We start from the raw sequence: 21,937 nt of genomic DNA, 5'->3' as shown, positions 1-21,937 counted from the left end.
TCCGGCTTCAGGCTCCCGGAACCTGCAGAAATGCCTGTCCTCCGGCCGCCACAATCTCAACACCCGGCTTTTACGCGATAAGAGCCCTTGCTCCTTTTACGAGAGCAACAATCCCGTCCCGGCGGCCGAGTTTGACCCGCCCTGCAACAGGGTCTTCGCGACGCAATCTTGCAGCAAGACGCTGTGACAGCGCGACCACAACAGCACAATAGGCGCGCATCCGACGATCTCGCACCAGACCGGGCAAGCCTGACGCCTGGCGATTGAGGTAATCGACTTCGTCGAGAAGATGATCGAACACACGACGCAGGCCAGGCTTGCTGCGTGCAAGAAGCACCTCTTCAACCTTTGCTCCCTCCGCCTTCAGCATTTCCTGAGGCAGATAGGATCGGTTCAGAACCCTGAGATCGGATGTCACATCCTGAAGATGATTGAGAACCTGCAACGCGCTGCAAAGTGCGTCAGAAAGCGGTAATGTCTCGGCCTTCTCGCCATGTAACAGCAGCAGAAAACGCCCGACAGGGTTTGCCGAAAAGCGGCAATACCCCAGAAGCTCATCCCAGCTGTCATACCGGGTCTTGACCGCATCCTGCAGAAGGCCGTGATCAGATCGGTCGCCGTCTCGACTGGCACACCGGTCTGAAGCAGGTGCCGGCGCAATATCACAGCACTCTGAGCATCAGCGCGCTGAGGCGCTTCACGTTCACCGCGAACCACTTCTTCCATCCCCCGGAGCCGCGCAATCTTGGCCTCAGAAGAAAGGGTCGCGTTATCGACCATATCATCGATAACACGGGCAAAGTTGTAATAGGCGATTACATGCGCCCTGTTCTCCTTTGCAAAAAGGAATGAACCAACGGGAAAATTCTCATCATCGGCACCTTTGCGCGAAGTCACGTCTGATGCGCCCCAGACCGGATCGACTGTCTTTCCGATGGCATTCATCAGGCATGTGTCTCCTCGGTGTAATACCGGCTTTTCCATTGTACACCACGTCCACGGTGGTGATCGATCGCAGATCCGATTGTCGCCGCCATGTAGAACGCTGCCACAACAGGCAAGGCGAGTGCCCGCAAAGGTGACAGTCTGAACCGCAGAAGCGTCGGCAGAAACGAAATAACGGCCAGAGACAGCGATGCGCTCCCCATGATCCGCTCGCGACCACGACCAAAGAACGCAAAATAGACAGGGGCCAGCCACACCAGCCCCATGCCGACTATCGTACAGAGCAGAATGACCGGCGAGTAACGCAGTTGCACATAAGCCGTGCGTGCAATCATGCGCCAGATATCACCTGCACCACGATAAGGCCGGATCGACCAGGCAAGGGTGCTATGACCAAGATAGAGTCTGCCGCCTGCCTGTTTGATATCCGAGGCCAGGGAGCAGTCATCGATCAGCGCGCCACGAACGGTTTCTACACCACCAATCCGTTCGAGCATCGCACGGCGTACCAGAATGGTTCCGCCTGCCGCACCAGCCACTTCGGAGGCCGGATCATTTACCTTCTCGAACGGGTAGAGCATCGCGAAGAAATAAACGAAAGCCGGCACAAGCAGGCGTTCGGCAGCACTTTCACAATTCAGCACCACCATTTCCGACACCATGTCGAGCCGGTCCCGCTGAGCCTTCTCAACCAGCGTTTCCAGATGCAGGGCCGAGTGAAGGATATCGGCATCTGTCAGCAGGATGAAGCCCTCGGAATCGATCTTCTCGCGCGCGATCATCTCTCCCTGATGAACGGCCCAGAGCTTTCCACTCCAGCCTTCCGGTCGCTCGCGCCCCGTCACCACGGTCAGACGTTCATGCGGATCAGGCACCTTGCGAGCCAGATCACCCGTGCCATCCGTACTGCCATCATCGACGATGATGACGCTCAGCCTGCCCTTGTAGTCCTGCTGGAGCAGCGTCGCGAGACAGGTCTGTATTGATTCAGCCTCGTCCCTGGCTGGCACAACAATTGCGACATCAGGCCAGATCGTCGCAGAAACCGTATTGAAAGGCATAAGCTGATCACCGGTTCGCCAGAAGCGTCCATGAGCAAAGAGCAGCTTACCCCAGGCGGCCAGCGCGGAGGCGGCCATCAGTTTTCTGATCATTTCGTGGAGACCCGCCCATGTTCACGAAACCAGGTTATCGCATCGGCCACAGCCTCTCGCGCCGGACGCGGCGCATAACCAAGCTGCTCCTGTGCCTTCAGCGATGTGAAGAACATTTTCTTCTTCGACATCGCAAGCGTCTCTCGCGTTACCCGCGGCTCGATACCAAAACCACGTGCCATCCACTCGGATACGACTGCAACCGGCTGCAACCAGGACTGCCTGAGCCTGATACGCGGCGGCTTGACGCAGGCCACTTCACTGATCAGCGAGAAAAAATCGCCGAGCATGTAGTTCTCACCACCGAGAATGTATTTTTCGCCAATTACGCCCTTCTCGAGCGCCAGCGCATGACCTTCGGCCACATCATCAACATGAACAATATTGAGACCGCTATCGACATAGGCAGGCATGTTGCCCGAAGCCACGTCCACAATCATCTGACCGGTTGGTGTGGGCTTGATATCTCGCGGACCAACCGGCGTGGAGGGATTGACGATCACAGCAGGCAGACCATGCTCCCGCACCAGTTTCAGCACTTCCTGCTCAGCACGATATTTCGACAGCTTATAGACCCCGATGACATCATGTTCAGTCACAGGGGTCACTTCACTGGCAGGAGTACCGTCCTTGGTCAGACCCAGAGCGGCAACAGAAGAGCAATAGACGACACGCTCCACCCCTGCATCGAGAGCCGCCATCATGAGGCGCCGCGTTCCTTCCACATTGGCACGCATCATGACTGCCGGATCCGGCACCCAGAGACGATAATCGGCAGCGACATGGAACAGATAACGACAATCGGCGAGAGCCGGCCCAAAGCTTTCGGGGGCAGTCAGATCGCCAATCACCAGATCGGCATCAAGCCCTTCGAGATTTGAGAGATCTGCACCGGCACGAACCAGCAGTCTGATCCTGTGCCCTCGCTGCTTGAGAATACGTGCGACAGCTGAGCCCACAAAACCGGTTGCCCCGGTAATCAGCGTGTATTCGCTCATGATAGGCTCTGATGCTTTCGTCTATTATAAATTGATTTTGCACCATACCGCCCGCACACATTCAAGCAACCTGCAAGGGGATGGCTTTTTCGTCATATTCAGCCTTGGAGTAGCGAAAGCTGACTGTCTGGTGTAGACAGCCGCGAACACGAGACAGCGCGACATACTCTGGAAGGTGCCGCAGAAACCTCCCCCGTTTACGGATTGCGCGAAGCTTTCACGCAACCCTGCATCGTTCGGACAAGACCAACCTTGAAAACACTGACTCTCATCCTTTCCCTGCTCGGCCTCGCTCTGCTTACGGGCATCATGGCCTGGCTCGGCATAGGTCATGTGTTCAGTGCCATGCAACGCATAGGGGTTGGAGGGTTTCTGGCCATTGTCGGCGGGCAGGTTCTCATAGATGTCGGGCTTGGCATCTCCTGGTATTCTGCCTGCCCTGAAATCGGACTTTTCCGCGCGATCGCCTCCCGAGCCGTTCGCGACGCCGCAGGCAATTGCCTGCCCTTTTCCCAGCTTGGCGGCATGGTGATCGGCATTCGCGCCACCTGCAGCATGCCCACACTCAGCCGCAAACTCGGCCCTCTGCAATGGCCTGCTGCTGTCGCAACCAATATCGTTGATATTACTACCGAAGTTCTTGGCCAGATCGTTTTCGTGATCATCGCTCTGGTATGTCTGTTCGACCATACCGGCACCAACAAATTCACCTGGCCAGTACTCGGCGGCATGGGTCTTCTGGCATTGGGTATTGCCGGTTTTATCTGGACACAGCAACGCGGCGGTGTGGCCATTCATCACGCAGCACGTTTTCTCGGCCGTCATATTGCCGAAGGCTGGCGTACGACACTCATCGACAACATGGATACATTTCAGGCCCAGCTTGATCTGCTTTGGGCCCGCCCCGCCCGCATCGCCAGCGGCGCACTCATTCATCTTTTCTGCTGGCTTGGTGGAGCTGCCGTCACCTGGCTCTCTCTGGAGCTACTCGGCGCCCATATTGGCTTTCTCGGCGCTGTTGCTATCGAGGGTGTTGTTTGCGGCATAATGTCTGCCTCTTTCCTCGTACCCGCTGCGCTCGGTGTCCAGGAAGCCGCTTATGTCGCGCTTGGTTATTTTTTCGGGGTTGAAGCCGAAATCTCCCTTGGTCTCTCCCTCCTGCGTCGCGGTCGCGACATTGCCATCGGCATTCCGGTCATGGCGCTGTGGCAGATCTCGGAGATGCACCGCCTGCGCAAGGGGAAGACCGAAACCAAACCTTCAGACACCCTCGATTATGCTGACCCTGTCACCAGGAGCAAAGCGTCGTGACGATACCTCTTTTCAGGACGTTCTGCGTCATCGGACCCGGACTGATCGGCTCTTCGGTATTGCGGCGTCTGCGCACCGATCCTGGCCTGGTTGACAGGATCATCGTGGCCGACCGTGATCCGGCAGTTCTTGAACGGATACGCTGCCTCGATCTGGGCGATATCATCACCGATGATATACCCAAAGCCGTGGCAGAGGCCGACTGCGTCATGCTCTGCGTCCCGGTCGGGGCCATCGCTCCTGTTGCCGGCACGATCCTGCCTTATATGAAGCCAGGTGCAATTCTGACCGATGTGGGATCAACGCGACGAAGCGTTGTCGATGCCCTGATGCCACACCTGCGCGACGATATCCCCTATGTTCCGGCACACCCGATGGCCGGCACGGAGCATTCGGGCCCTGATGCTGGTTTCGCCACGCTTTTTGAAGATCGCTGGTGCCTTCTGACGCCTGCCGCCAAGGCCCCCCAGGAAGCCATTGACCGCATTGCTGCTTTCTGGCGGGCGATGGGCGCACGCATCCGTATCATGGATGTCGATCATCACGATACGATCTGTGCCATGGTGAGTCACCTGCCACACCTCATTGCCTTTACCATCTGCGGCACCGCCGACACTCTGGCTGAAGACATGCGCGCCGAGGTCCTTGATTTTGCAGCTTCAGGCTTTCGGGATTTCACCCGTATTGCCGCTTCGGATCCGACAATGTGGCGCGATATCTTCCTGAACAACAGCGACGCTCTGCTCGGCGTTCTGGATCGTTTCAGCCAGGATGCCGCGGCCATGGCCAAAGCCATACGCGAAGGCGACGAGAAAACAATCGTCGAAACGATCTCCCGCGGTCGTCGCATTCGACGCAGCCTCCTGGAAAACCGCCAGGCCTGATTTCAGAGAATGTCACCAAAGGGATTTTTCCATTCCCTGTGAAAGGCTCCACATCAGGAAAGCCTTTCACGAAGGAATGGAGATAGCCGATATGTCGGCGGGGTCATGCCCCGCCCCGGGCTGTTTCAGATAGTAACCACGCGCAGCGTGTTGGTCGAACCCTGCTGACCGAAAGGAAGACCGACAAGCAGAACCAGCTTGTCACCCTTTTCGGCATAGCCTTCAGATACGGCCAGACCAACAGCCTGATCAACCACACCTTCAACACCATAGACCGGTGTTTCCTGACCAACCGACATGGCGCGTACACCCCAGACCATATTCAGACGACGTGCTGTCTCGTCATCCGGGGTCAGGGCCAGCACCGGGCATTCAGGACGCTCACGAGCAATCTGCAATGCACCACGGCCACTCTGGGTATAGACCACGATTACCGCTGCCGAAACGGATTGGGCAACATGCCAGGCCGCCTCGGCGATAGCCCCACCCGTCGTGCCGTCACTATCGGGACGCAGAGCTTCTTCCTGCATGCGCCATTCGAGATCATTCTCGACGCGACGGGTCACGCGAGCCATCACTTCCACGGCTTCACGCGGATATTTGCCGGCTGCACTCTCGGCAGACAACATCACAGCGTCAGTGCCATCGAACACGGCATTGGACACGTCGGATACTTCTGCACGGGTCGGCGTCGGCGACGTGATCATGCTTTCAAGCATCTGCGTGGCCACGATGACCGGCTTGCCCTGAAAGCGCGCCTCGCGGATCGCACGCTTCTGTTCGATCGGAACTTCTTCGGCCGGAAGCTCCACACCCAGATCGCCACGCGCCACCATGACGGCATCGGAAAGAGCAATGATGTCGCTCAGACGCTCCATCGCCTGCGGCTTTTCAAGCTTGGTCATGATCCAGGCACGACCCTTGGCGATGTCTTTCGCTTCCTGCACGTCTTCAGGACGCTGCACGAAGGAAAGCGCTACATATTCAACACCAAGATCCAGTGCGAAGGTGAAATCCTTATGGTCCTTTTCGGTCAGGGCCGGAATGGGCAGTACCACATCAGGTACGTTCACACCCTTGCGCTCGGAAAGCCAGCCACCGATCTCGACTTCGGTCTCCATATGCGTCTCATCGCAGGAGATGACACGCAAACGCATCTTGCCGTCATCAAGCAGCAGACGGCTACCGGGTTCTGCTGCCCGCATGATCTCGGGATGCGGCAGACAAGCGCGACGTGCGTCACCCGGTGTCCGATCCAGATCAAGGCGGAAACGCGCGCCTTCGACCAGCTCCACCTTGCCTTCGGCAAAAGTGCCTACACGCAGCTTCGGCCCCTGCATATCAGCCAGAACGGCCAAGGGACGGCCCAGCTCGGCCTCAACATCACGAATGGTGGCGTGACGCTTGGCATGATCCTCATGAGAGCCATGCGAGAAATTCAGACGGAACACGTCCGCTCCGGCCAGAGCCAGTGTACGGATCATCTCATGTGTAGAGGAAGCCGGCCCCAGGGTCGCGACGATCTTCGTGCGGCGCTGTTCGGCCTCTTTTTTCAATCCCATACCCTGAGCCGAAGCTGCCTGAGGCGAGAATGTCATACTGATCTCCGATACGATTGCTGCACGTTGCATATCATAGCCTCAGCTAGGCTGAAGCGTCTCTCCTGGCAACAGCCCCCAGAACACGCGCCTGGGGAGCCATCCCGTATAGCCCTTGACCACCACCTTGCACCATGTCGACCCCTGCGGGCACAGCTTGAGCGTACCAACGGTTCCCGGCTGCAACACGGCAATGACCGCACTGTTTTCATCGGCCTGGCCGTAAAGCAGCGTATCGCCCTGACGCTGACGGGCTTCGCTGTCACCAGGCACATAGCCAAGAACCCGTGCATCGGCCTTGCCGATGACATCACCCGATTTGGCAGAAGCCTCACCGACAGCCGCTGCATGCCCCTCGGGAGGCTGACCGGGAATGACGAAAGTGCGCTGGCCAACAAGTGTTGCCTGATGCACCCAGCCTTTCATACCGTCCGAATCCTCGATAAGGCGCCAGACATCGAATTCACGCTCGACTTCCACAGGCAGGCCACGACGGTGATAGACCCATTCAATAGGATAACGCTGACCAGGTCCCTTGCGCATGAATACCTTGTCAGCGCGCATCGCTGCAAAGCGCGGCAGAGGGAGGCCTGTATTGGTTCCCTTGTCCTGAGGAGGCGCATCCGGCGCAGCCGCTGCAGCAGCAGCGTCATCGGCCGCGGGAGGTACCGGTTGCGCAGCGACTGCAGCAGCACCCGCCGCAACCCCTGCTGCCGCGACAGCAGTACGGGTATGATGACGGCCCGCAGCATGAGACCTGGTCTGCCGTGCCTCCCTGGAGGTATGGGCGCTTTGTGTTTCTTGCCTGCACTCTTTTTATGATGCGCTGCAGTCTCATGGGCAGCGGTTTTCGCGCTGGCTGAAGATGCAGCTTCATGCTTGTGATGATGTGCAGGGTGTTTTGCCGTCTGTGGCGCGGCAACTGCCATAGTGCCGAATGGCAGCAGAATCGTCAGCCCGATGCCATAGACGATGCGAAATGTCTTCATGGGTGCATGGGTGCCAAGTTGTGACGCTTCGGGCAAGAGGGCGACTGCCCTACAAGCTTAAAATCTGAGCTTCAGCTGTTCTTTGCAAAAAACTCGTAACCCCGCAGACACGAACTCCGGCACATAGATCCTCTTCGCCAAGTCCCGCCACTTTCATGCCGGCTTCGCAGGCCAGCATCTCGCCACCCAGCTCGAAAAAGGCTGCTCGAAGGGTCTCAAAACCTGCCACACCGCTTTCCTGAAACCGGTGATCCAGCGCGGCGCCCTCAAGACCTGACCAATCCTGACGCAAAGCCTCCACCGCAAGACCCCCTGCAAACAGAACAACCTCACGCCCCAGAGCTAGAGAACCGGCAGCAAGCACAAAAGCGTGATGAGCGCGCTCGAAAGAGCGATCAGCCAGGAGAATCCCCATCATGCGCGTCATACTTTCCCCCGGCTGCAACAGCTGCATTCAGGATCAACCGGCAGATCGAAACTGCGGAATACGGCGTCCAGCGCATTCCAGACCAGCACACGTCCACTGAGTCCCCTGCCGAGAGACAGTATTTCCTTGAGGGCCTCGGTTGCCATGAGCGTACCGATCACCCCGGTAACAGCACCAAAAATACCCGCCTGACCACAGCTCAGGGCCTCATTCTCATCAGCATCGGAATACAGACACCGGTAACATGGCCCTCCTGTCGCAGGGGCGAATGTCGAGACTGTTCCTTCAAAGCGCTGCACCGCGCCGGAAACTAGGGTCTTTCCGGAAGCCCAGCATGAATCGGCCACGGCATAGCGGGTAGCGAAATTATCACTGCCATCACACACAAGATCATAGGTGCTGACGAGAGAAGGAAGATTTTCAGAACCAACACGCAGACTATGGGTCACAATCTCTATTTCGGGATTGAGTACGGCAAGCCGCGATCCGGCACGCTCGGCCTTGCCATGCCCCACATCATTCGTGCCAAAAATGATCTGACGCTGCAGATTGCTCAGCTCGACATTATCGTTATCCACAATGCCTATACGTCCGATTCCGGCAGCGGCCAGATAAAGTGCGACGGGGCTACCGAGCCCTCCTGCCCCGATAATCAGTACCGACGAGTCGCGCAGGGTAGCCTGCCCCGAAGCTCCGACTTCCGGCAACAGGATATGCCGCGAATAACGGTGAAGGGCGTCGTCGGAAAAAGCCAGATCAAGGGAATTAAACGACATGATGATAAAGGAAATCCGGGTTCAGGAGAAAACTTCACGGGCTCTCAGGATTTAGATGACAAAAGCCGGTACCATCCAATAGAATAGTCTTGTTCATCAAAGAAAACAGAGTCCCTGCCATCTGGAACGACATTTATTGCCGGCCTGATCGATAAGAGCGCACGATGGTCGTGCGTGTATGTCCTTTCTGCCAGTATCTTAGAGAAACGCCATGAGAGACCCCGCCGAACTGCCCTTCGACGTCGCAGCCTTTCAGACGAGACTGACATGGCCTTCGCGCAAGCGTGTACCCCATATCTTCGGGGCTCTTTTTGTTGCAACAGCCTGCATCTACGCGCTTTCGCCTTATCTCGCGCTTTGGTCCCTCTCTTCAGCTCTGCGCAATCATGATACCGTCACACTCTCCCAGCATATCGACTGGAGCGCCCTGACCAGCAATCTCAAAACCGAGGCCGTTGATGAGCTGATCGGGCCTCCCCCTGCTGCTGATGACCTGCCCGATTTCGGTTCTTCCTTCGCTACAAGCGCCGTCTCTCACGCCATTGATACGCGGCTGACGCCTGAAACGCTGATGACCATGGCGTCCCAGATGATCAGTACGACTGCAACTCCCCCCACATTCGGTCTGAGGGAACTGTACAATCGCCTCTCGGCGCATTTCGTCTCACCGCAGTGCTTCGATGCCAGTCTCGCCACTACTCCCGGTCATAAACCGACAATCGTTCACATGAAATTCGAACAGTGGCGCTGGAAAATTACCGGCTTCGATCTACCCAAAACCATCTGATCTCCGGCATCGGGCGCGCCGTCCTAACGCTGACGACGCGTAAATCCCAAACCGAATTTGCGGAGCACCCGGGCAATTGCATAAGGCACGACCAGCAGTTTCCGCGATCTGGGGCGCAAGCAGAACCGGAACAGCCGTAGGCGGGCGCGATCTTCTATACGCAGACGTGTATTAGCCGCCATAAGCCCTGCAAATTCGTCAAGCATGTCGACCAGTTCGTCACGATGCCGCGCCATTCTGATTTCATGGTCGTAGCGCGCGAAATAGATCGACTTGAAAGCCTCTCCTGCGATCAGATTACAGAATCTGGGAAAAACTAGATCGCGTATATAGACACTACGGCGTTCCGGATCCGAGGCAAAAAGCGCACAGAGCTTGCGGATATAAAGCATCCGACTACGGCTCATCCTGATGCTGTAAGACGTACTGTTCTTGTTGATACACCAGACCGTCACAGCGTCCGGGAAGAAATAGTTGGTATATCCGGCACGAAAAATCCTGAGGAAAAGATCATCATCCTCGTAACCCATGAACTGGGAATCAAAGCCACCAACGGCTTCGAAAGCTAAACGGCTGATAATCGAGGCTGAAGGCAGAATATGCATATCCCGCTCCAGGAGATCTTCAATCGAGGATTTCGGATGTTTGCTATAGCGTGAGGCGATCGAAGTCGCGACGATATGGCCGTCCTCATCGGCCTCCATTAACTCACCATAGACCCAGCCGAAATGCGGGTCCCGTTCGGGAATCTGCCCCACAAGCAGTTCGACATGATTTCTGAGAAAGAAATCGTCCTGGTCAAGAAAACAGATATAAGCAGACTTGGTCAGAGAAACGCCAAGATTGCGCGCACTTCCCTGCCCACCATTCTCCTTACGATGCACCTGCACATCATATTGGGCAGCAATTGCACGCAGTGAAGCTGCTTCAGCCTCAGTCGAGCCATCATCGACAATGACAAATTCATCCACCTTGACGGTCTGCGTCTGCACACTGCGTATAGTGCGCTCGATATAGCGAGCACCGTTATAGAACGGAATGATGACCGCTACCGTCCTGCGCTCGGCTTTGGGGGCTGATCTGACCGTCGTCCGGGCCATACTGGTTTTTGGGGTAGCCGTTTTTGTTCCGGGCGTTCGTGTCGTCGCAGCCTTGGCCATTATGGCGCCTTTCTGTTCAGGCCGGTTATCATCCGGCACATGCAGAGCGCCCGGAGTCATAATGGCCCTGACGGCGCTTCATTCTTTTACCTGCTTCCGGACAAAAGCAGGATTTCGGGTACGAAGAGCACTCAGGCCCTTATGGCACCACATCGCCTCCGGGCTTTCGCCCCAGCAGAAACGACGTGATACCGGGTTCCCCATATCAGGCGGGGGGAAGATCTTCCTCAAGCACAGTGATGTGGATGGCATAAGAGACCTCGCCCTCATCATCATCACGATGAACGGTGCCGATGACCTCGTCATTGACCGCAAGTTCAACCGTATGACCGGCACGCGCCGGCGGGTTGATGGTCAGTTTGGGCGAACCGAGCAGACGACGAAGCGTCGTTTGCAGACGGGTCAGCTCCGAAGCAGGGATAACAGGCATTGATCACTCCTGGGATTTGACAGCTGAAGCGATCTGTAGAGCATCCTGCCTGTGTGTGAAACCTTCTTTGAACACCCCCCGGCGCAGGAATTCCGGCCATGCTGCTGCCATGTTTCCTTTGCAGCTTCCTCGTTTCCTGAAATCTGTCAGTAGGAGAATCATGCTTCGCTTTTTCCTGGCCCTTGCAGTTCTCATCGCTGCACCAGTCGAGGCTGCGTTTGCAACGGCAGCTCCGTCACATTTCGGCACGGCCCTTTCTCGCGAAATAACCAGTGACGGTCCCCGCGCAGTCGCCTGGCGGCTGACACTGAAACACAACTGGTCACGCGTCATCGGCGATATAGCGACCAATAATCCCGCCCTCAGCTCGGCAACGCTGAGAGCCTTGCTGGACTATGCCCCCAAACACGAAAAAGCAGCCATCCAGCAAGCGCTCAGGACACGGCTTGAACAGGATACCCGTGCAGGGTTGGCCGCCTTGTCACCTGTCGTCAGAAGCCCCTATTCGGGTCACGTCATCTGCGGCGCCGGTGAGGCCCGCTGGAAGCATCATGTGCAACCAGCCCTTCTTGCCACACATGACATTGTCTATGCCCTGCAACGCGAGGATTGCCTGAAGGCGCTGCGGCTACATTCCTGACGCTGAAACGATCTTTTACAACTGACACAAAGAACTTCTTTCGTCTCAGACAGTTTTTGTCATAATTCAAAATCACGAATCCGTGACAACATTCATGTCGAGGAAAATCTTTGGTTCCCACCCTGCGTATCGCTCAGGGCGCAATAGCGCTTCTGAGCCTCTCCGGCTGCGGCTATTTTGACTCTCGAGAAGCGCACAGGGCTCAGCTCGCGATGATCGGTATGACATCGAACGATCTGCAGGCCTGTGCAGGCGTTCCGAACACCACAAAGGTTCTGAACGATACAACGCAGATCTATCAGTATACTGCGACCATGAATTTGCCGACGGCAAGTGACTCGACAATCATTCCCGTTCAACAGCTCCTGAACATGACGCAGGTGACACTGGGTGGCGCAGGAACAACCTGCAAGGCCATTATCCGGCTCGATCATGACCGGGTATCGGAAGTACATTATGCCGGTGACGACGACGAGATCATCGGATCTGATGGTATCTGTTCTATTATAACCCGAGGTTGCGCACGCCAGCCCGAAGCCAGCATGCACAAGGTCAGCGGCGGACCTTTCGGCCCTGTGTCAGCCTTCCATTCACCCCGTGGGCCCAATCAGAGCACAACGGCTACCTACAACAAGCAATCGGGCGAGACAGTCCCCAATTACACAGACCAGACCAAACCGGTCATTGTCCAAAGGCCTTAAACAGGGCACCCGTTGCGATTTCCTGTTTCATACGGGAAATCGCTACCGGCAGACCCAGAAAAATTGCCTCACCAATCAGAAAATGGCCAATATTGAGTTCACGGAGTCCCGGTAACCCGGCCACTCGCCCTACATTGGTGTAGGTCAGACCATGACCCGCATGAAGCTCTAGCCCGAACACTTCCGTCGCACGCGCTGCAGCATGGAGACGAGCCAGTTCCTTTTCGTCCGGATCATGGGCATAGGCACCGGTATGCAACTCAACTACCTGCCCCCCGATACGGGCGGAAGCCTCGATCTGGGCAGGCTCAGGATCCACAAACAGAGAAACACGAATGCCGGCCTCTTTCAGCCGTGCAACCTTCTCCCGCAGATCTGCCTGCTGCCCAAGCACATCCAGTCCTCCTTCGGTTGTCACCTCCTCGCGCCGTTCCGGAACCAGACAACAGGCATGAGGTCGTAACGCGCAGGCCATCGTTACCATTTCATCGGTTGCGGCCATCTCGAAATTCAGTGGTACACTGAGCTCCTGACGCAGACGCTTCATATCCTCATCGCGAATATGACGCCGATCTTCGCGCAGATGGGCCGTAATGCCATCAGCACCGTGACGCGCTGCGAGAAGCGCCGCAGCAACGGGGTCGGGATGAATACCACCGCGGGCATTACGGACGGTGGCAACATGATCGATATTCACACCCAGTCTGATCATGGCGTGTTTCCCTTGTTCTTAAGGCGTTGTTCGCCAAGCTCACACGCCATACGCAATGCGGCAAGCAGGCTAGCCGGGTCGGCCACACCTTTGCCCGCAATCGAAAAAGCCGTGCCATGATCGGGAGAGGTACGAATAATAGGCAGACCAAGCGTCACATTCACCCCCGTCGCCATATCCAGTGTCTTCAGCGGAATCAGGGCCTGGTCATGATACATGCACAAGGCCGCATCGTAGAGTGGTCGCGCCAGATCCGTGAACAGGGTATCAGGCGGGTAAGGACCCGTCGCCTCGATCCCCTCTTCACGGAGGCGATCGATCGCAGGCTGGATAATATCGCGTTCTTCCAGCCCCATCACGCCACCCTCCCCCGCATGGGGATTTAATCCGGCTACGGCAATGCGAGGTGAGTCCAAGCCGAAGTCGCGTCGCAAAGCCCGGGCAAGTGTGCGGCCCACCTGAACGATCCGCTCTGTTGAGAGCATCCCGAGCGCCTCTCGCAGACTGACATGCACCGTGACTGGCACCACACGCAGTCTTGGCGAGGCAAGCATCATGATTTCCTCGCCCGGCACAGCACAGAGTGATGCCAGAAACTCCGTATGACCGGGAAAACCGAAACCGGCCTCTTTGAGAACAATCTTGCTGATGGGGTTGGTCACGACAGCCGACACGGATCCGGCAAGCGCCAGACGCGTTGCCGTCGCGATCGATTCAACAATCGCTCCCGCCAGTTTCCCGTCCGACTGTCCCGGCACCACCGAAACCGGTAAAGCAACAGGCACAACAGGCAACGCCTGACCAAATACAGCTTGTGCCTCTGCTGCATTCTGTACCACCCGCACCGGCACATGCGGTACCAGCAGGGCTGGATCCCCCACCCACAGGAAAGCGTCACCCTGCTCGCGCAGGGCTTTCCAGGCCAGAACCGTCAGTTCAGGACCAATCCCGGCAGGATCGCCCATAGTCAATGCAGGCAGCATGACGCCTCCCAGGTTCTCTGAAACAGATCTTACGGGCGGGAAAACGCGTCCAGTATGCGCACCCAAGACCGGATACCCTTGTGAAAAGACTCCACACCATATTGCTCGTTGGGAGAATGGATACGGTCGTCATCCTGTGCAAATCCGACCAGAAGCGAGTCCATGTCCAGCGCCTCCTTCACTTCGGCCACAACCGGAATTGATCCACCGCAGCCAATTGCGACAGCAGACACACCCCATTCCGCACCCAGCGCCTCAAGGGCGGTCCCAAGCAATCTGCCTCCTTCCGGTACGGCAAATCCGGTCGATGCCCCGTGTTCGGTAAAGTGCAACGTTGCATCCGAAGGCAGAACCGAACGGATATGCGCGCGGAAAGCAGCCCGGACTGCCTCCGGGTCCTGTCCGGGGACAAGACGAAACGAAACCTTGGCCATTGCCTTTGCGGGAAGGACAGTCTTGAAGCCGTCGCCTTCATAACCGCCGGAGATGCCGTTGATCTCGTAGCTCGGTCTTGCCCAGATCTGTTCGATTGCGGTGAACCCGGCCTCACCGGCGGGCTGGGACAAACCGACAGGTGCCAGCGTTACCGAATCATCCGGAAAAATGGCGCGCCACTGCGCCCGTACAGTATCTGAAGGCACGACGATATTATCGTAGAATCCGGGCAGTGTTACACGTCCGGCCTCATCGCGTACGCTCCAAGCGCCTTGCAAAGCAGCTCTATGGGATTACGGGCGGCATTGCCAAACATGCCGGAATGCAGATCATGCGTGGCACAGACAATCTCGACTTCTTCCCCCACCAGTCCACGCAGGCTTGTGGTAATGGCAGGGGTCTTGCGATCAGGCATACCTGTATCGCAGATCAGAGCAACATCGGCCTTGAGTTCCGACGCATTGGCCTTGAGGAAAGGCATCAGATTGGCGCCACCGCTCTCTTCTTCACCCTCGATCAGGATCGAGACCCTGACCGGCAAAGTACCATGAACGGCTTTCCAAGCACGACAGGCCTCGATGAAGGTCAGCAGCTGGCCTTTATCATCGGAGGCGCCACGGGCAACAATAATCCTGCGTCCGTCCGGTTCAGTGGCGATCGAAGGCTCGAATGGATCGCTTTTCCAGAGTGACAGCGGATCGGTCGGCTGTACGTCATAATGACCATAAAACAGTACATGCAGTCCGTCTGACGCATCCTCATCATGACCGACAACCATCGGGTGACCCGGTGTCTCGCGAAGACTTGCAACAAAACCGAGTGCAGCCAGTTCTTTACACAACCACTCGGCAGCCTTGCGGCAATCTTCGGCATGTCCAGGCTGCGCCGAAATGCTGGGAATACGCAGGAGGGCGAAAAGACGTTCAAGACTTCGTCAAGATCCTGATCGACCCGTGCCAGTACTGTTTTCGTGCTCTCAGTCACCTGTATCTTCCTTTACCGCGTCCTGTCCAACGAGACGGGCCAAAGTTCTCTGATAGACAGCTCGCATCTCAGTGGCCTGACTTGATGCCGTCTCGGAAGCACGACGCCATGTCTCCTCATCCTGATAGAGAGTGACGATCGCCTCTGCAAACTGGGCCGGATCAGGCGACACCTCAAGAGGAACTGTGATCGCACTCCCCTCCCCGACACAGGGAAGACCGCATGATGCGGCCTGGAGACGCTGAAGCGCGATCTGCCCGGTGGGTTCATCAGGCGCAATCAGAACACGACAGGTAGAGGCCAGATCGGTAAAAGCCGCACTTCCGAGGGTCAGCGGCGCAACCTGATGGTAATGAGTAATCATGGAGAGTTCGAGCGACTGGAAGGTTTCATTTGCCAGCACAAGCCTGACCGAGCCGGACAACCGGTCCTCGAGACGCACAAGCACTTCGCGCACAAACCATTTCAGAAATTTCTGCGTATAGCCCGGAACAGTAGCAGGCTGCGCAGCAAACAGGAGATTATGTCTGTCGGCAAAACCTCTGCTTTTCTGCATGGGATCGCCAGACACAAAAGGATCCTCACCCAGAATGGTCACACCTGTCAGTCCCGCTTCACGCAGGAGGCTCTCCTGATGGACATTCTGGACCACAACATTCTGACAAAACCAGGCATGCATCACTTCTGTGTCGAGAAGCTGTTTCTCGAGAACAGGATCGTCAGCTGCAATGTACCGGCCTGGCGTGTGCCGGTCACTCTCATATTCGAATGCTTCGATCGCGCGCAGATCGAGCGTCACACGTTCTTCGGGCACAAGACCCGCCTTGTCGTTCAGAAGTGGAAAAACGTCATTGAGAACGAGGCCACCACAGACCCAGATCTGATCGAATCCGCGCGCACGTTGTTCGATCAGTTGCCCGAGAGCATCAACCGAACCACATCGAAATTCCACTCTCTCCGGCAAATCCTGCCGCAGGCATGTCCGAGCCGTTGCTGTATTGGTCAGAACAAAGAGCGTGACCTGCAGCCCCAGTTCGATGAAGTTTTCGCTCAGTGCCCTGAGGCGAAGCCTGTGCGATATCTGATCAGAAGTACCATCCCGCGTCAGAAGCAGCAGGCGAGCGCCCCAGCGCGGTGAACGGTGAAGTATGTCGGAATTCTGCGGTGCCTGAGGCAGATTACCACGCAAAAGCTCCGCGAAATATCGACGCAGAACGCGTGCCTCTCTGGAGCGGGCAGCGTCAGACGCCATCTCGTTTTTCGGCAGACGCAGAACGAAAGCAGGATCGTAGATAATACAACCAGAGGGGTGGATCTGTCTCAGGCTTAATCCCAGTGCTGCCCAGACATATTCCCGGACACGCAATGTCTCCAGTTCAGGCCTGTCCTGAGGCAAAGACCGAAGCATCTCAACATGACACAGGAACGCCCCGCCACCAATCGAGTCGCAAGGTCGAACAAAATCAACCTCTGAAGCAAAGGCTTCCTTGCCTGTGCCGTAAGCCGAACAGCTGCCGTCACGTGCGACGGAAAGTCCCGCCTCTGCCACATGCAAATCCAGGCCGAGCCTCTGGGGTGCTACCGCAATTACCCCGTCCTGATCCAGACGCGACAAGGCTGCATCAAGCGCACCGTAAAACAGATGGCAGCCTGATTCGATCAGCAGTACATGATCAGCGGAAAGACGAGGAACAGCACGCTGCCACCCTGCCTGCATATCCGTCGATGTTACAGCGACAGGCTCAATACCATAGGCGTAACGCCCGATCTCCAGTGTCTCGTCCTTCACACCTGCATCGAGCAGAACAACCTGCATGTCACCGCGATGGCTCTCATGCAGAGAGGCCAGAGTCTGCATGAGTTCCGGAAAACTGGTCGAGGAGGAAATGATAACACTCACCGCCGGTTTGCCGACATAACGGAAATCGAGTGGCGTACGAGCCAGCAAGGGTATGAGAGATTCAGCACGCAAGGCATGGAGATAGGCAAGCTGACGCGGCGCAGGGACTTCCGGTGAAGGGGCCATGGCAGGTAATGACCCGTTTTTTGCCAGATCAACAAAAGCGTTATTCGAAAAGTCAATCCAGCCGGGCATACGCCCCTCAAGATCATAACGTGGCAGGGTAATGCCATCAGCAGGATTACGCCCCTCGAACAATCCATACTGAATGAAGTGATCGTATCCGTTGCGCAGAAGACGGGCACGCACACGCTCGGTCACATCGGGGTAATAATCGAGATAATATTGCTCATCAAAAGCGGCATTAGGACAGTAATGCGTCGGTCTGTCATTGGACATGTAATGATGGAGGGGTGAGAAATACTCCCCTCTCTCGATCTGTACGGCTACGTCTTCATACTGTGACAGATACCAGACCGGGTCGAAATACCAGGAACATTGCAGTCTGTTGAGATCCTGTGACAGAATCAGCCGTGCGAACTCGCCTTGTGCCGGATCAAAATCCAGGCGCTCCCGGAACAGTCCGGCACGGACAATATCCGGCATGAAAAAAGGCGTACTGACACGGTGCTCGCGCTGCCCCTCGGCCAGATAGTGATCATATCCATTGCTGTAACCCATTTCCCGCAACAGGGCCGGCGTGAGATCAGGGTTGAAAGAAAAATAACCGACCTCAGAGAAGAGCCAGTGGCAGGAACGCCCTCGATACCCTGTCTCGCAATAATGCTGAAACCCGGAATCAAAAACTCCCATTCTTATGCCGTTTTCGACATCAACAAAGGAGCGACGATACCACATCTCGTCAAAATAACGGTTGGGAGAGTGGGCGTGACGCGCACCTTCGTGCAACCAGAACTCATACAGACTGCAATCGTCGAGTAAACTACCCGTCATGTCACTGACAGCCTGTCCGTAATGGGTACGATACCATTCCGGGTCAAAGACAGCCCAGAGTGGTGTGTGGGTATCACGCGCTTCACCTGGCCCGAGGGCGCGCGGCATCTCTGATATCAGGGTCATCTTAACGGTCCGGTACAGTCAGGACTGCGCCCGTCTGCTTTGCAGGAGAGCATTGAAATCAACCGGCTGGATATTGGCGACCGGGAAGCCGGCTTCGCGGATCAGATTCAGAAGCAGATGCCGGGCGGACGGAAAAAGCTGGCGTGGAGCTTCAACCAGCAGGAGTGTTTCTATCATGTCCTGCTTCGCGTTCTGCAAGGCAAAAAGCCCCGAATAGATCAGCTCGATATTGTAAAGTGTCTCAGGCTCGGGTGTTTCAGGCGTGGGAGACGTACGGTAGCCCACGCCTTGAATCATAAGGCTGACCTCAAAATTTGGCAGATCATCACCAAGCTGGCGAGCATTCACATCGATACGCAATCCGACATGAGGGCGGGGAGGAAGGCTGTAGAAGACCTCAGGCGCACCGATCGAGGCAATACTGGAGGATTTCAGATATTGTGTTCCGGAAACGAGTAATGTTTCCAGTGCTACTCGTCCTGTACGGTTGCTCGTATCCGTGCTTTCCTGTTCTGACATGGCGTCTGGATCCCTCGTTTTTTCTTCATCAAAATGCTTGCCAGCTGGAAGCATTCATACTCAATGCTTGTGTCATGACTTGCCAGACAAGACCAGACATCACGACAGAAACGCGAGCAGACTAATCATTTAACACGGGACTGTCATCGGCTGTTCAGAAACCCTGACCGCGCAAAAAACCCAGTGCCGGCAGAGGCGACCAGCTCTTGGGCAGGTCAACACGTGCAATCTGACGCAATTCGTAACGCAAAGGTGCCTTTTGCTCGGCCATCAGGAACTGGCGATATTCATATACCTGCTGACTGCGCCAGACGCAGTCAGCTTCAGCTGCATCATGGCTGGCATGAACATTGGCAATGCGACTACGTCGCCCTTGCCAGGCAACGACCGCCCAGAGGCGGTCGGCTTTGGGCAAGGGCACTCTGAACGTCAGAAGCTGGGTCACGAGAACCTCCCTGATCGTGGGCTCTGCAATGATGGTGAGCGGATCACGTTCCGCGACCCAGCGTCAAGAAAAAGCAACAAACCTTGCTGCCTGTCGGAACCCGGGGTAAGGCGATGCGATCAGTCTCCGGCCAGAAATTCTTGCGCCGATAACCCGTTGAAGTGAGGTCTTTCCGATGGTGCGCTTACTCGTTATCGTCGTTTTTCTTGTCATTCTTATCACTTTTGCTTTGAGCAACCCTGATCCCCAGTCGCTCTGGATCGTTTCCTACGGCTGGCAGTTTTCTGTGGGCATGCTGGTTATGGGCGTAGGTGCTGCGAGCTTTCTGCTTGGGGGCTTCGTCATGCTTATCGGTGAATTCAAACAACGCTCACGTGCGCGAAAAGCCGAGCAACAGGTTCGCGCCCTCGAAAGTCAGGTGCTCGATCTGCATCAGCGCCTTGATCGCCTGACCCTTGCGAACGAAACCAGCCGCCCCCCTCATGAAAATCCTGCCACTGCGCCGGTCATTTCCTGATTATCCCTTCTTAACGTCACCCCCACTGAGTATGTAGTAGACATGAAACGCACACGTCTGATCGCCGCCCTCGATACACAGGATCTCGACCAGGCGCGCGACTGGGCGGAAAAACTTGATAATGTAGTCGATGCCATCAAACTGGGCATGGAATTCACTTACGCCCAAGGTCTTTCTGCCGTTCGTGATGTAGCTGGCAAGCGCACGCTGTTTCTTGATCTCAAGCTGCACGATATCCCGAATACGGTTGCCAAAGGACTGACCAGCCTCGCTCCCATCGGGGCATCGCTTCTTACGATTCATGCCAGCGGGGGCTCAGCCATGATCCGTGCGGCAAGACAGGCGATCGATGCTGCTTACCCCCCGCTACATCGACCCGTCCTCCTTGCAGTGACCGTACTGACAAGCCTCGATGAACCAGCACTTCGTGAAACCGGGATCCACAATACACCACGAGAACAGGTGATACGTCTTGGAAAACTAGCCATGACGGCCGGCGCTGACGGACTGGTCTGCTCGGCAGAAGAAATCAGTCCGCTTCGTGATGCTCTGGGTGAAGCTCCGGTTCTGGTCGTGCCAGGCATACGACCCGCAGGTTCCAGCACCGATGATCAGAAACGTATCATGACACCACGTCAGGCGGCGCAGGCTGGTGCCGACTGGATTGTTGTTGGGCGCCCTATTACCCAGGCTAATGATCCGGCCGCAGTAGCTGCCGCAATCCAGAGCGAACTCGCCTCTGCATGAGAACTGGTGTCAAGATTTGCGGCCTCACTGAAGCCAAAAGCCTTCGGGCCGCCTGCGAAGCAGGAGCAGACTGGGTCGGCTTTGTTTTCTTTGCCCGATCACCACGCTACATAACACCTCAGATCGCCGCCTCATTGCTCTCAGCGCATCAGGGTACACTCCCCCAAACAGTCGGCTTGTTCGTCGAGGCCAGTGACGAGCAGATTGCGGAAACACTTGCAACGGTAAAGCTCGACATACTCCAGCTATATGACGCACCTGAGCGTGCACTTGCCATCAGGAAACGATTCAATCTGCCTGTCTGGCTTTCATGTGCCGTAGAGAGCCGCGATGACCTCCCCACCGATCACCGCTTCGATGGCTTTGTCATCGAGCCACGCCCTCCCGGCAGCGCCTCACGCCCTGGCGGCAATGGCGCAAAACTGGACTGGGCTCTCCTGCTTGACTGGCAGGCACCGGCACCCTGGATGCTGGCGGGTGGCCTCACCCCCCAGAATATTGCCCTTGCACTCTCTGCCAGCGGCGCCCCTGCCGTCGATGTTTCCTCCGGCGTTGAAATACAGACAGGCCACAAATCCCCTGATCTGATTCGAAATTTTATCAAAAATGCCAGAGGCACTTGCGCGCCTGACAGAACCTGATATGTTCCGCCCGCGCTGGAGAGATGGCCGAGCGGCTTAAGGCGCACGCTTGGAAAGCGTGTGTACGTTAATAGCGTACCGTGGGTTCGAATCCCACTCTCTCCGCCACCCCCCTTCAAGAGAAAAAATCTACGCCGATTCCAGGCTTGTCATTCATAGCCTCCCAGAACAGGC

Annotated in this window: 21 protein-coding genes, 1 tRNA gene and 2 pseudogenes; 9 read left to right on the top strand and 15 right to left on the bottom strand. The window is 56.4% G+C overall.

Annotated elements, in window-relative coordinates; all coding sequences use genetic code 11:
- Positions 1 to 70: 70 nt before the first annotated feature.
- From JCM25354_RS18120 to hpnA, 3 genes and pseudogenes are all read right to left on the bottom strand, one after another.
- Positions 71 to 945 (bottom strand): annotated as a pseudogene (locus tag JCM25354_RS18120) (squalene/phytoene synthase family protein).
- A complete protein-coding gene (locus JCM25354_RS10015; protein WP_243444016.1) occupies positions 945 to 2,084 on the bottom strand; it encodes a glycosyltransferase in 1,140 nt (379 codons plus the stop codon). The pseudogene JCM25354_RS18120 and the gene JCM25354_RS10015 overlap by 1 nt, the downstream one beginning before the upstream one ends.
- Positions 2,085 to 2,095: 11 nt before the next feature.
- Entirely contained in the window at positions 2,096 to 3,097 is a 1,002-nt protein-coding gene (gene hpnA / locus JCM25354_RS10010) for a hopanoid-associated sugar epimerase (RefSeq protein WP_025885915.1), read from the bottom strand.
- A gap of 252 nt (positions 3,098 to 3,349) precedes the next feature.
- On the opposite strand from hpnA, the gene JCM25354_RS10005 reads away from it, so the two are divergent.
- Positions 3,350 to 4,408 carry a lysylphosphatidylglycerol synthase domain-containing protein gene (locus tag JCM25354_RS10005; RefSeq protein ID WP_025885914.1) on the top strand — a complete coding sequence of 353 codons (1,059 nt, stop codon included), beginning with the start codon at positions 3,350 to 3,352 and terminating at the stop codon, positions 4,406 to 4,408.
- A gap of 2 nt (positions 4,409 to 4,410) precedes the next feature.
- Positions 4,411 to 5,292 carry a prephenate dehydrogenase/arogenate dehydrogenase family protein gene (locus tag JCM25354_RS10000; RefSeq protein WP_025885913.1) on the top strand — a complete coding sequence of 294 codons (882 nt, stop codon included), beginning with the start codon at positions 4,411 to 4,413 and terminating at the stop codon, positions 5,290 to 5,292.
- A 125-nt stretch (positions 5,293 to 5,417) separates the two neighbouring features.
- On the opposite strand, the gene pyk is transcribed toward JCM25354_RS10000, so the two are convergent.
- The 4 genes from pyk to JCM25354_RS18110 form a co-directional block, all read right to left on the bottom strand.
- Positions 5,418 to 6,854, bottom strand: coding sequence for a pyruvate kinase (pyk, locus tag JCM25354_RS09995; RefSeq protein ID WP_025885912.1), 1,437 nt, complete (start codon positions 6,852 to 6,854; stop codon positions 5,418 to 5,420).
- A gap of 78 nt (positions 6,855 to 6,932) precedes the next feature.
- On the bottom strand, positions 6,933 to 7,433 hold the full coding sequence (locus JCM25354_RS23760; protein WP_408734992.1) for an SH3 domain-containing protein: 501 nt from the start codon (positions 7,431 to 7,433) through the stop codon (positions 6,933 to 6,935).
- 495 nt (positions 7,434 to 7,928) lie between these two features.
- Complete coding sequence (locus JCM25354_RS09985; RefSeq protein ID WP_243444015.1) at positions 7,929 to 8,297, bottom strand: DsrE/DsrF/DrsH-like family protein; 369 nt, start codon at positions 8,295 to 8,297, stop codon at positions 7,929 to 7,931.
- 5 nt (positions 8,298 to 8,302) lie between these two features.
- Positions 8,303 to 9,082 carry a HesA/MoeB/ThiF family protein gene (locus JCM25354_RS18110; protein WP_084294720.1) on the bottom strand — a complete coding sequence of 260 codons (780 nt, stop codon included), beginning with the start codon at positions 9,080 to 9,082 and terminating at the stop codon, positions 8,303 to 8,305.
- Between the two features lie 211 nt (positions 9,083 to 9,293).
- Here JCM25354_RS18110 and JCM25354_RS18105 point away from each other — a divergent pair, with 211 nt between their 5' ends.
- Complete coding sequence (locus JCM25354_RS18105) at positions 9,294 to 9,869, top strand: DUF2939 domain-containing protein (RefSeq protein WP_084294719.1); 576 nt, start codon at positions 9,294 to 9,296, stop codon at positions 9,867 to 9,869.
- 23 nt (positions 9,870 to 9,892) lie between these two features.
- On the opposite strand, the gene JCM25354_RS18100 is transcribed toward JCM25354_RS18105, so the two are convergent.
- Both JCM25354_RS18100 and JCM25354_RS09965 read right to left on the bottom strand, forming a co-directional pair.
- Entirely contained in the window at positions 9,893 to 11,089 is a 1,197-nt protein-coding gene (locus tag JCM25354_RS18100) for a glycosyltransferase family 2 protein (RefSeq protein WP_025885910.1), read from the bottom strand.
- A gap of 145 nt (positions 11,090 to 11,234) precedes the next feature.
- The gene (locus JCM25354_RS09965) at positions 11,235 to 11,459 is read right to left on the bottom strand and encodes a DUF3126 family protein (protein ID WP_025885909.1); all 225 of its coding nucleotides are present in this window, start codon (positions 11,457 to 11,459) and stop codon (positions 11,235 to 11,237) included.
- A gap of 160 nt (positions 11,460 to 11,619) precedes the next feature.
- Here JCM25354_RS09965 and JCM25354_RS09955 point away from each other — a divergent pair, with 160 nt between their 5' ends.
- Together JCM25354_RS09955 and JCM25354_RS09950 are read left to right on the top strand one after the other, a co-directional pair.
- The gene (locus JCM25354_RS09955) at positions 11,620 to 12,099 is read left to right on the top strand and encodes a hypothetical protein (RefSeq protein WP_148301471.1); all 480 of its coding nucleotides are present in this window, start codon (positions 11,620 to 11,622) and stop codon (positions 12,097 to 12,099) included.
- A 110-nt stretch (positions 12,100 to 12,209) separates the two neighbouring features.
- On the top strand, positions 12,210 to 12,800 hold the full coding sequence (locus tag JCM25354_RS09950) for a hypothetical protein (protein ID WP_025885907.1): 591 nt from the start codon (positions 12,210 to 12,212) through the stop codon (positions 12,798 to 12,800).
- Here JCM25354_RS09950 and JCM25354_RS09945 read toward each other — a convergent pair.
- The 6 genes and pseudogenes from JCM25354_RS09945 to JCM25354_RS09920 form a co-directional block, all read right to left on the bottom strand.
- Positions 12,781 to 13,512: a pyridoxine 5'-phosphate synthase gene (locus JCM25354_RS09945; protein ID WP_025885906.1), complete on the bottom strand. Its 732-nt coding sequence runs from the start codon at positions 13,510 to 13,512 to the stop codon at positions 12,781 to 12,783. The genes JCM25354_RS09950 and JCM25354_RS09945 overlap by 20 nt on opposite strands.
- Positions 13,509 to 14,492: a 4-hydroxythreonine-4-phosphate dehydrogenase PdxA gene (gene pdxA, locus JCM25354_RS09940; protein ID WP_025885905.1), complete on the bottom strand. Its 984-nt coding sequence runs from the start codon at positions 14,490 to 14,492 to the stop codon at positions 13,509 to 13,511. Before pdxA ends, JCM25354_RS09945 begins: the two co-directional genes overlap by 4 nt.
- A 32-nt stretch (positions 14,493 to 14,524) precedes the next feature.
- Positions 14,525 to 15,914 (bottom strand): annotated as a pseudogene (locus JCM25354_RS18095) (M20/M25/M40 family metallo-hydrolase).
- Entirely contained in the window at positions 15,907 to 18,894 is a 2,988-nt protein-coding gene (locus tag JCM25354_RS09930; protein WP_025885904.1) for a glycosyltransferase, read from the bottom strand. The pseudogene JCM25354_RS18095 and the gene JCM25354_RS09930 overlap by 8 nt, the downstream one beginning before the upstream one ends.
- 18 nt (positions 18,895 to 18,912) lie before the next feature.
- A complete protein-coding gene (locus JCM25354_RS18090; RefSeq protein WP_035447400.1) occupies positions 18,913 to 19,413 on the bottom strand; it encodes a protein-export chaperone SecB in 501 nt (166 codons plus the stop codon).
- A gap of 154 nt (positions 19,414 to 19,567) precedes the next feature.
- Complete coding sequence (locus tag JCM25354_RS09920; RefSeq protein ID WP_025885903.1) at positions 19,568 to 19,858, bottom strand: hypothetical protein; 291 nt, start codon at positions 19,856 to 19,858, stop codon at positions 19,568 to 19,570.
- Positions 19,859 to 20,033: 175 nt separating this feature from the next.
- On the opposite strand from JCM25354_RS09920, the gene JCM25354_RS09915 reads away from it, so the two are divergent.
- The 4 genes from JCM25354_RS09915 to JCM25354_RS09900 all read left to right on the top strand — a co-directional run bounded on the left by JCM25354_RS09915 (position 20,034) and on the right by JCM25354_RS09900 (position 21,871).
- The gene (locus JCM25354_RS09915) at positions 20,034 to 20,375 is read left to right on the top strand and encodes a LapA family protein (RefSeq protein ID WP_025885902.1); all 342 of its coding nucleotides are present in this window, start codon (positions 20,034 to 20,036) and stop codon (positions 20,373 to 20,375) included.
- A gap of 42 nt (positions 20,376 to 20,417) precedes the next feature.
- Positions 20,418 to 21,122 (top strand): orotidine-5'-phosphate decarboxylase, encoded by a 705-nt coding sequence (gene pyrF, locus JCM25354_RS09910; protein ID WP_025885901.1) that lies wholly within the window; start codon positions 20,418 to 20,420, stop codon positions 21,120 to 21,122.
- Positions 21,119 to 21,763: a phosphoribosylanthranilate isomerase gene (locus JCM25354_RS09905; protein ID WP_025885900.1), complete on the top strand. Its 645-nt coding sequence runs from the start codon at positions 21,119 to 21,121 to the stop codon at positions 21,761 to 21,763. Before pyrF ends, JCM25354_RS09905 begins: the two co-directional genes overlap by 4 nt.
- A gap of 17 nt (positions 21,764 to 21,780) precedes the next feature.
- A tRNA-Ser gene (locus JCM25354_RS09900) sits at positions 21,781 to 21,871 on the top strand.
- Positions 21,872 to 21,937: the final 66 nt, after the last annotated feature.

Origin of the sequence: Asaia prunellae JCM 25354 (assembly GCF_000613885.1) — a bacterium.
GTDB classification, from domain to species: Bacteria; Pseudomonadota; Alphaproteobacteria; order Acetobacterales; family Acetobacteraceae; genus Asaia; species Asaia prunellae.
Note: the sequence above shows the minus strand (reverse complement) of the source record. Positions and strands in the feature narration are given on the sequence as shown.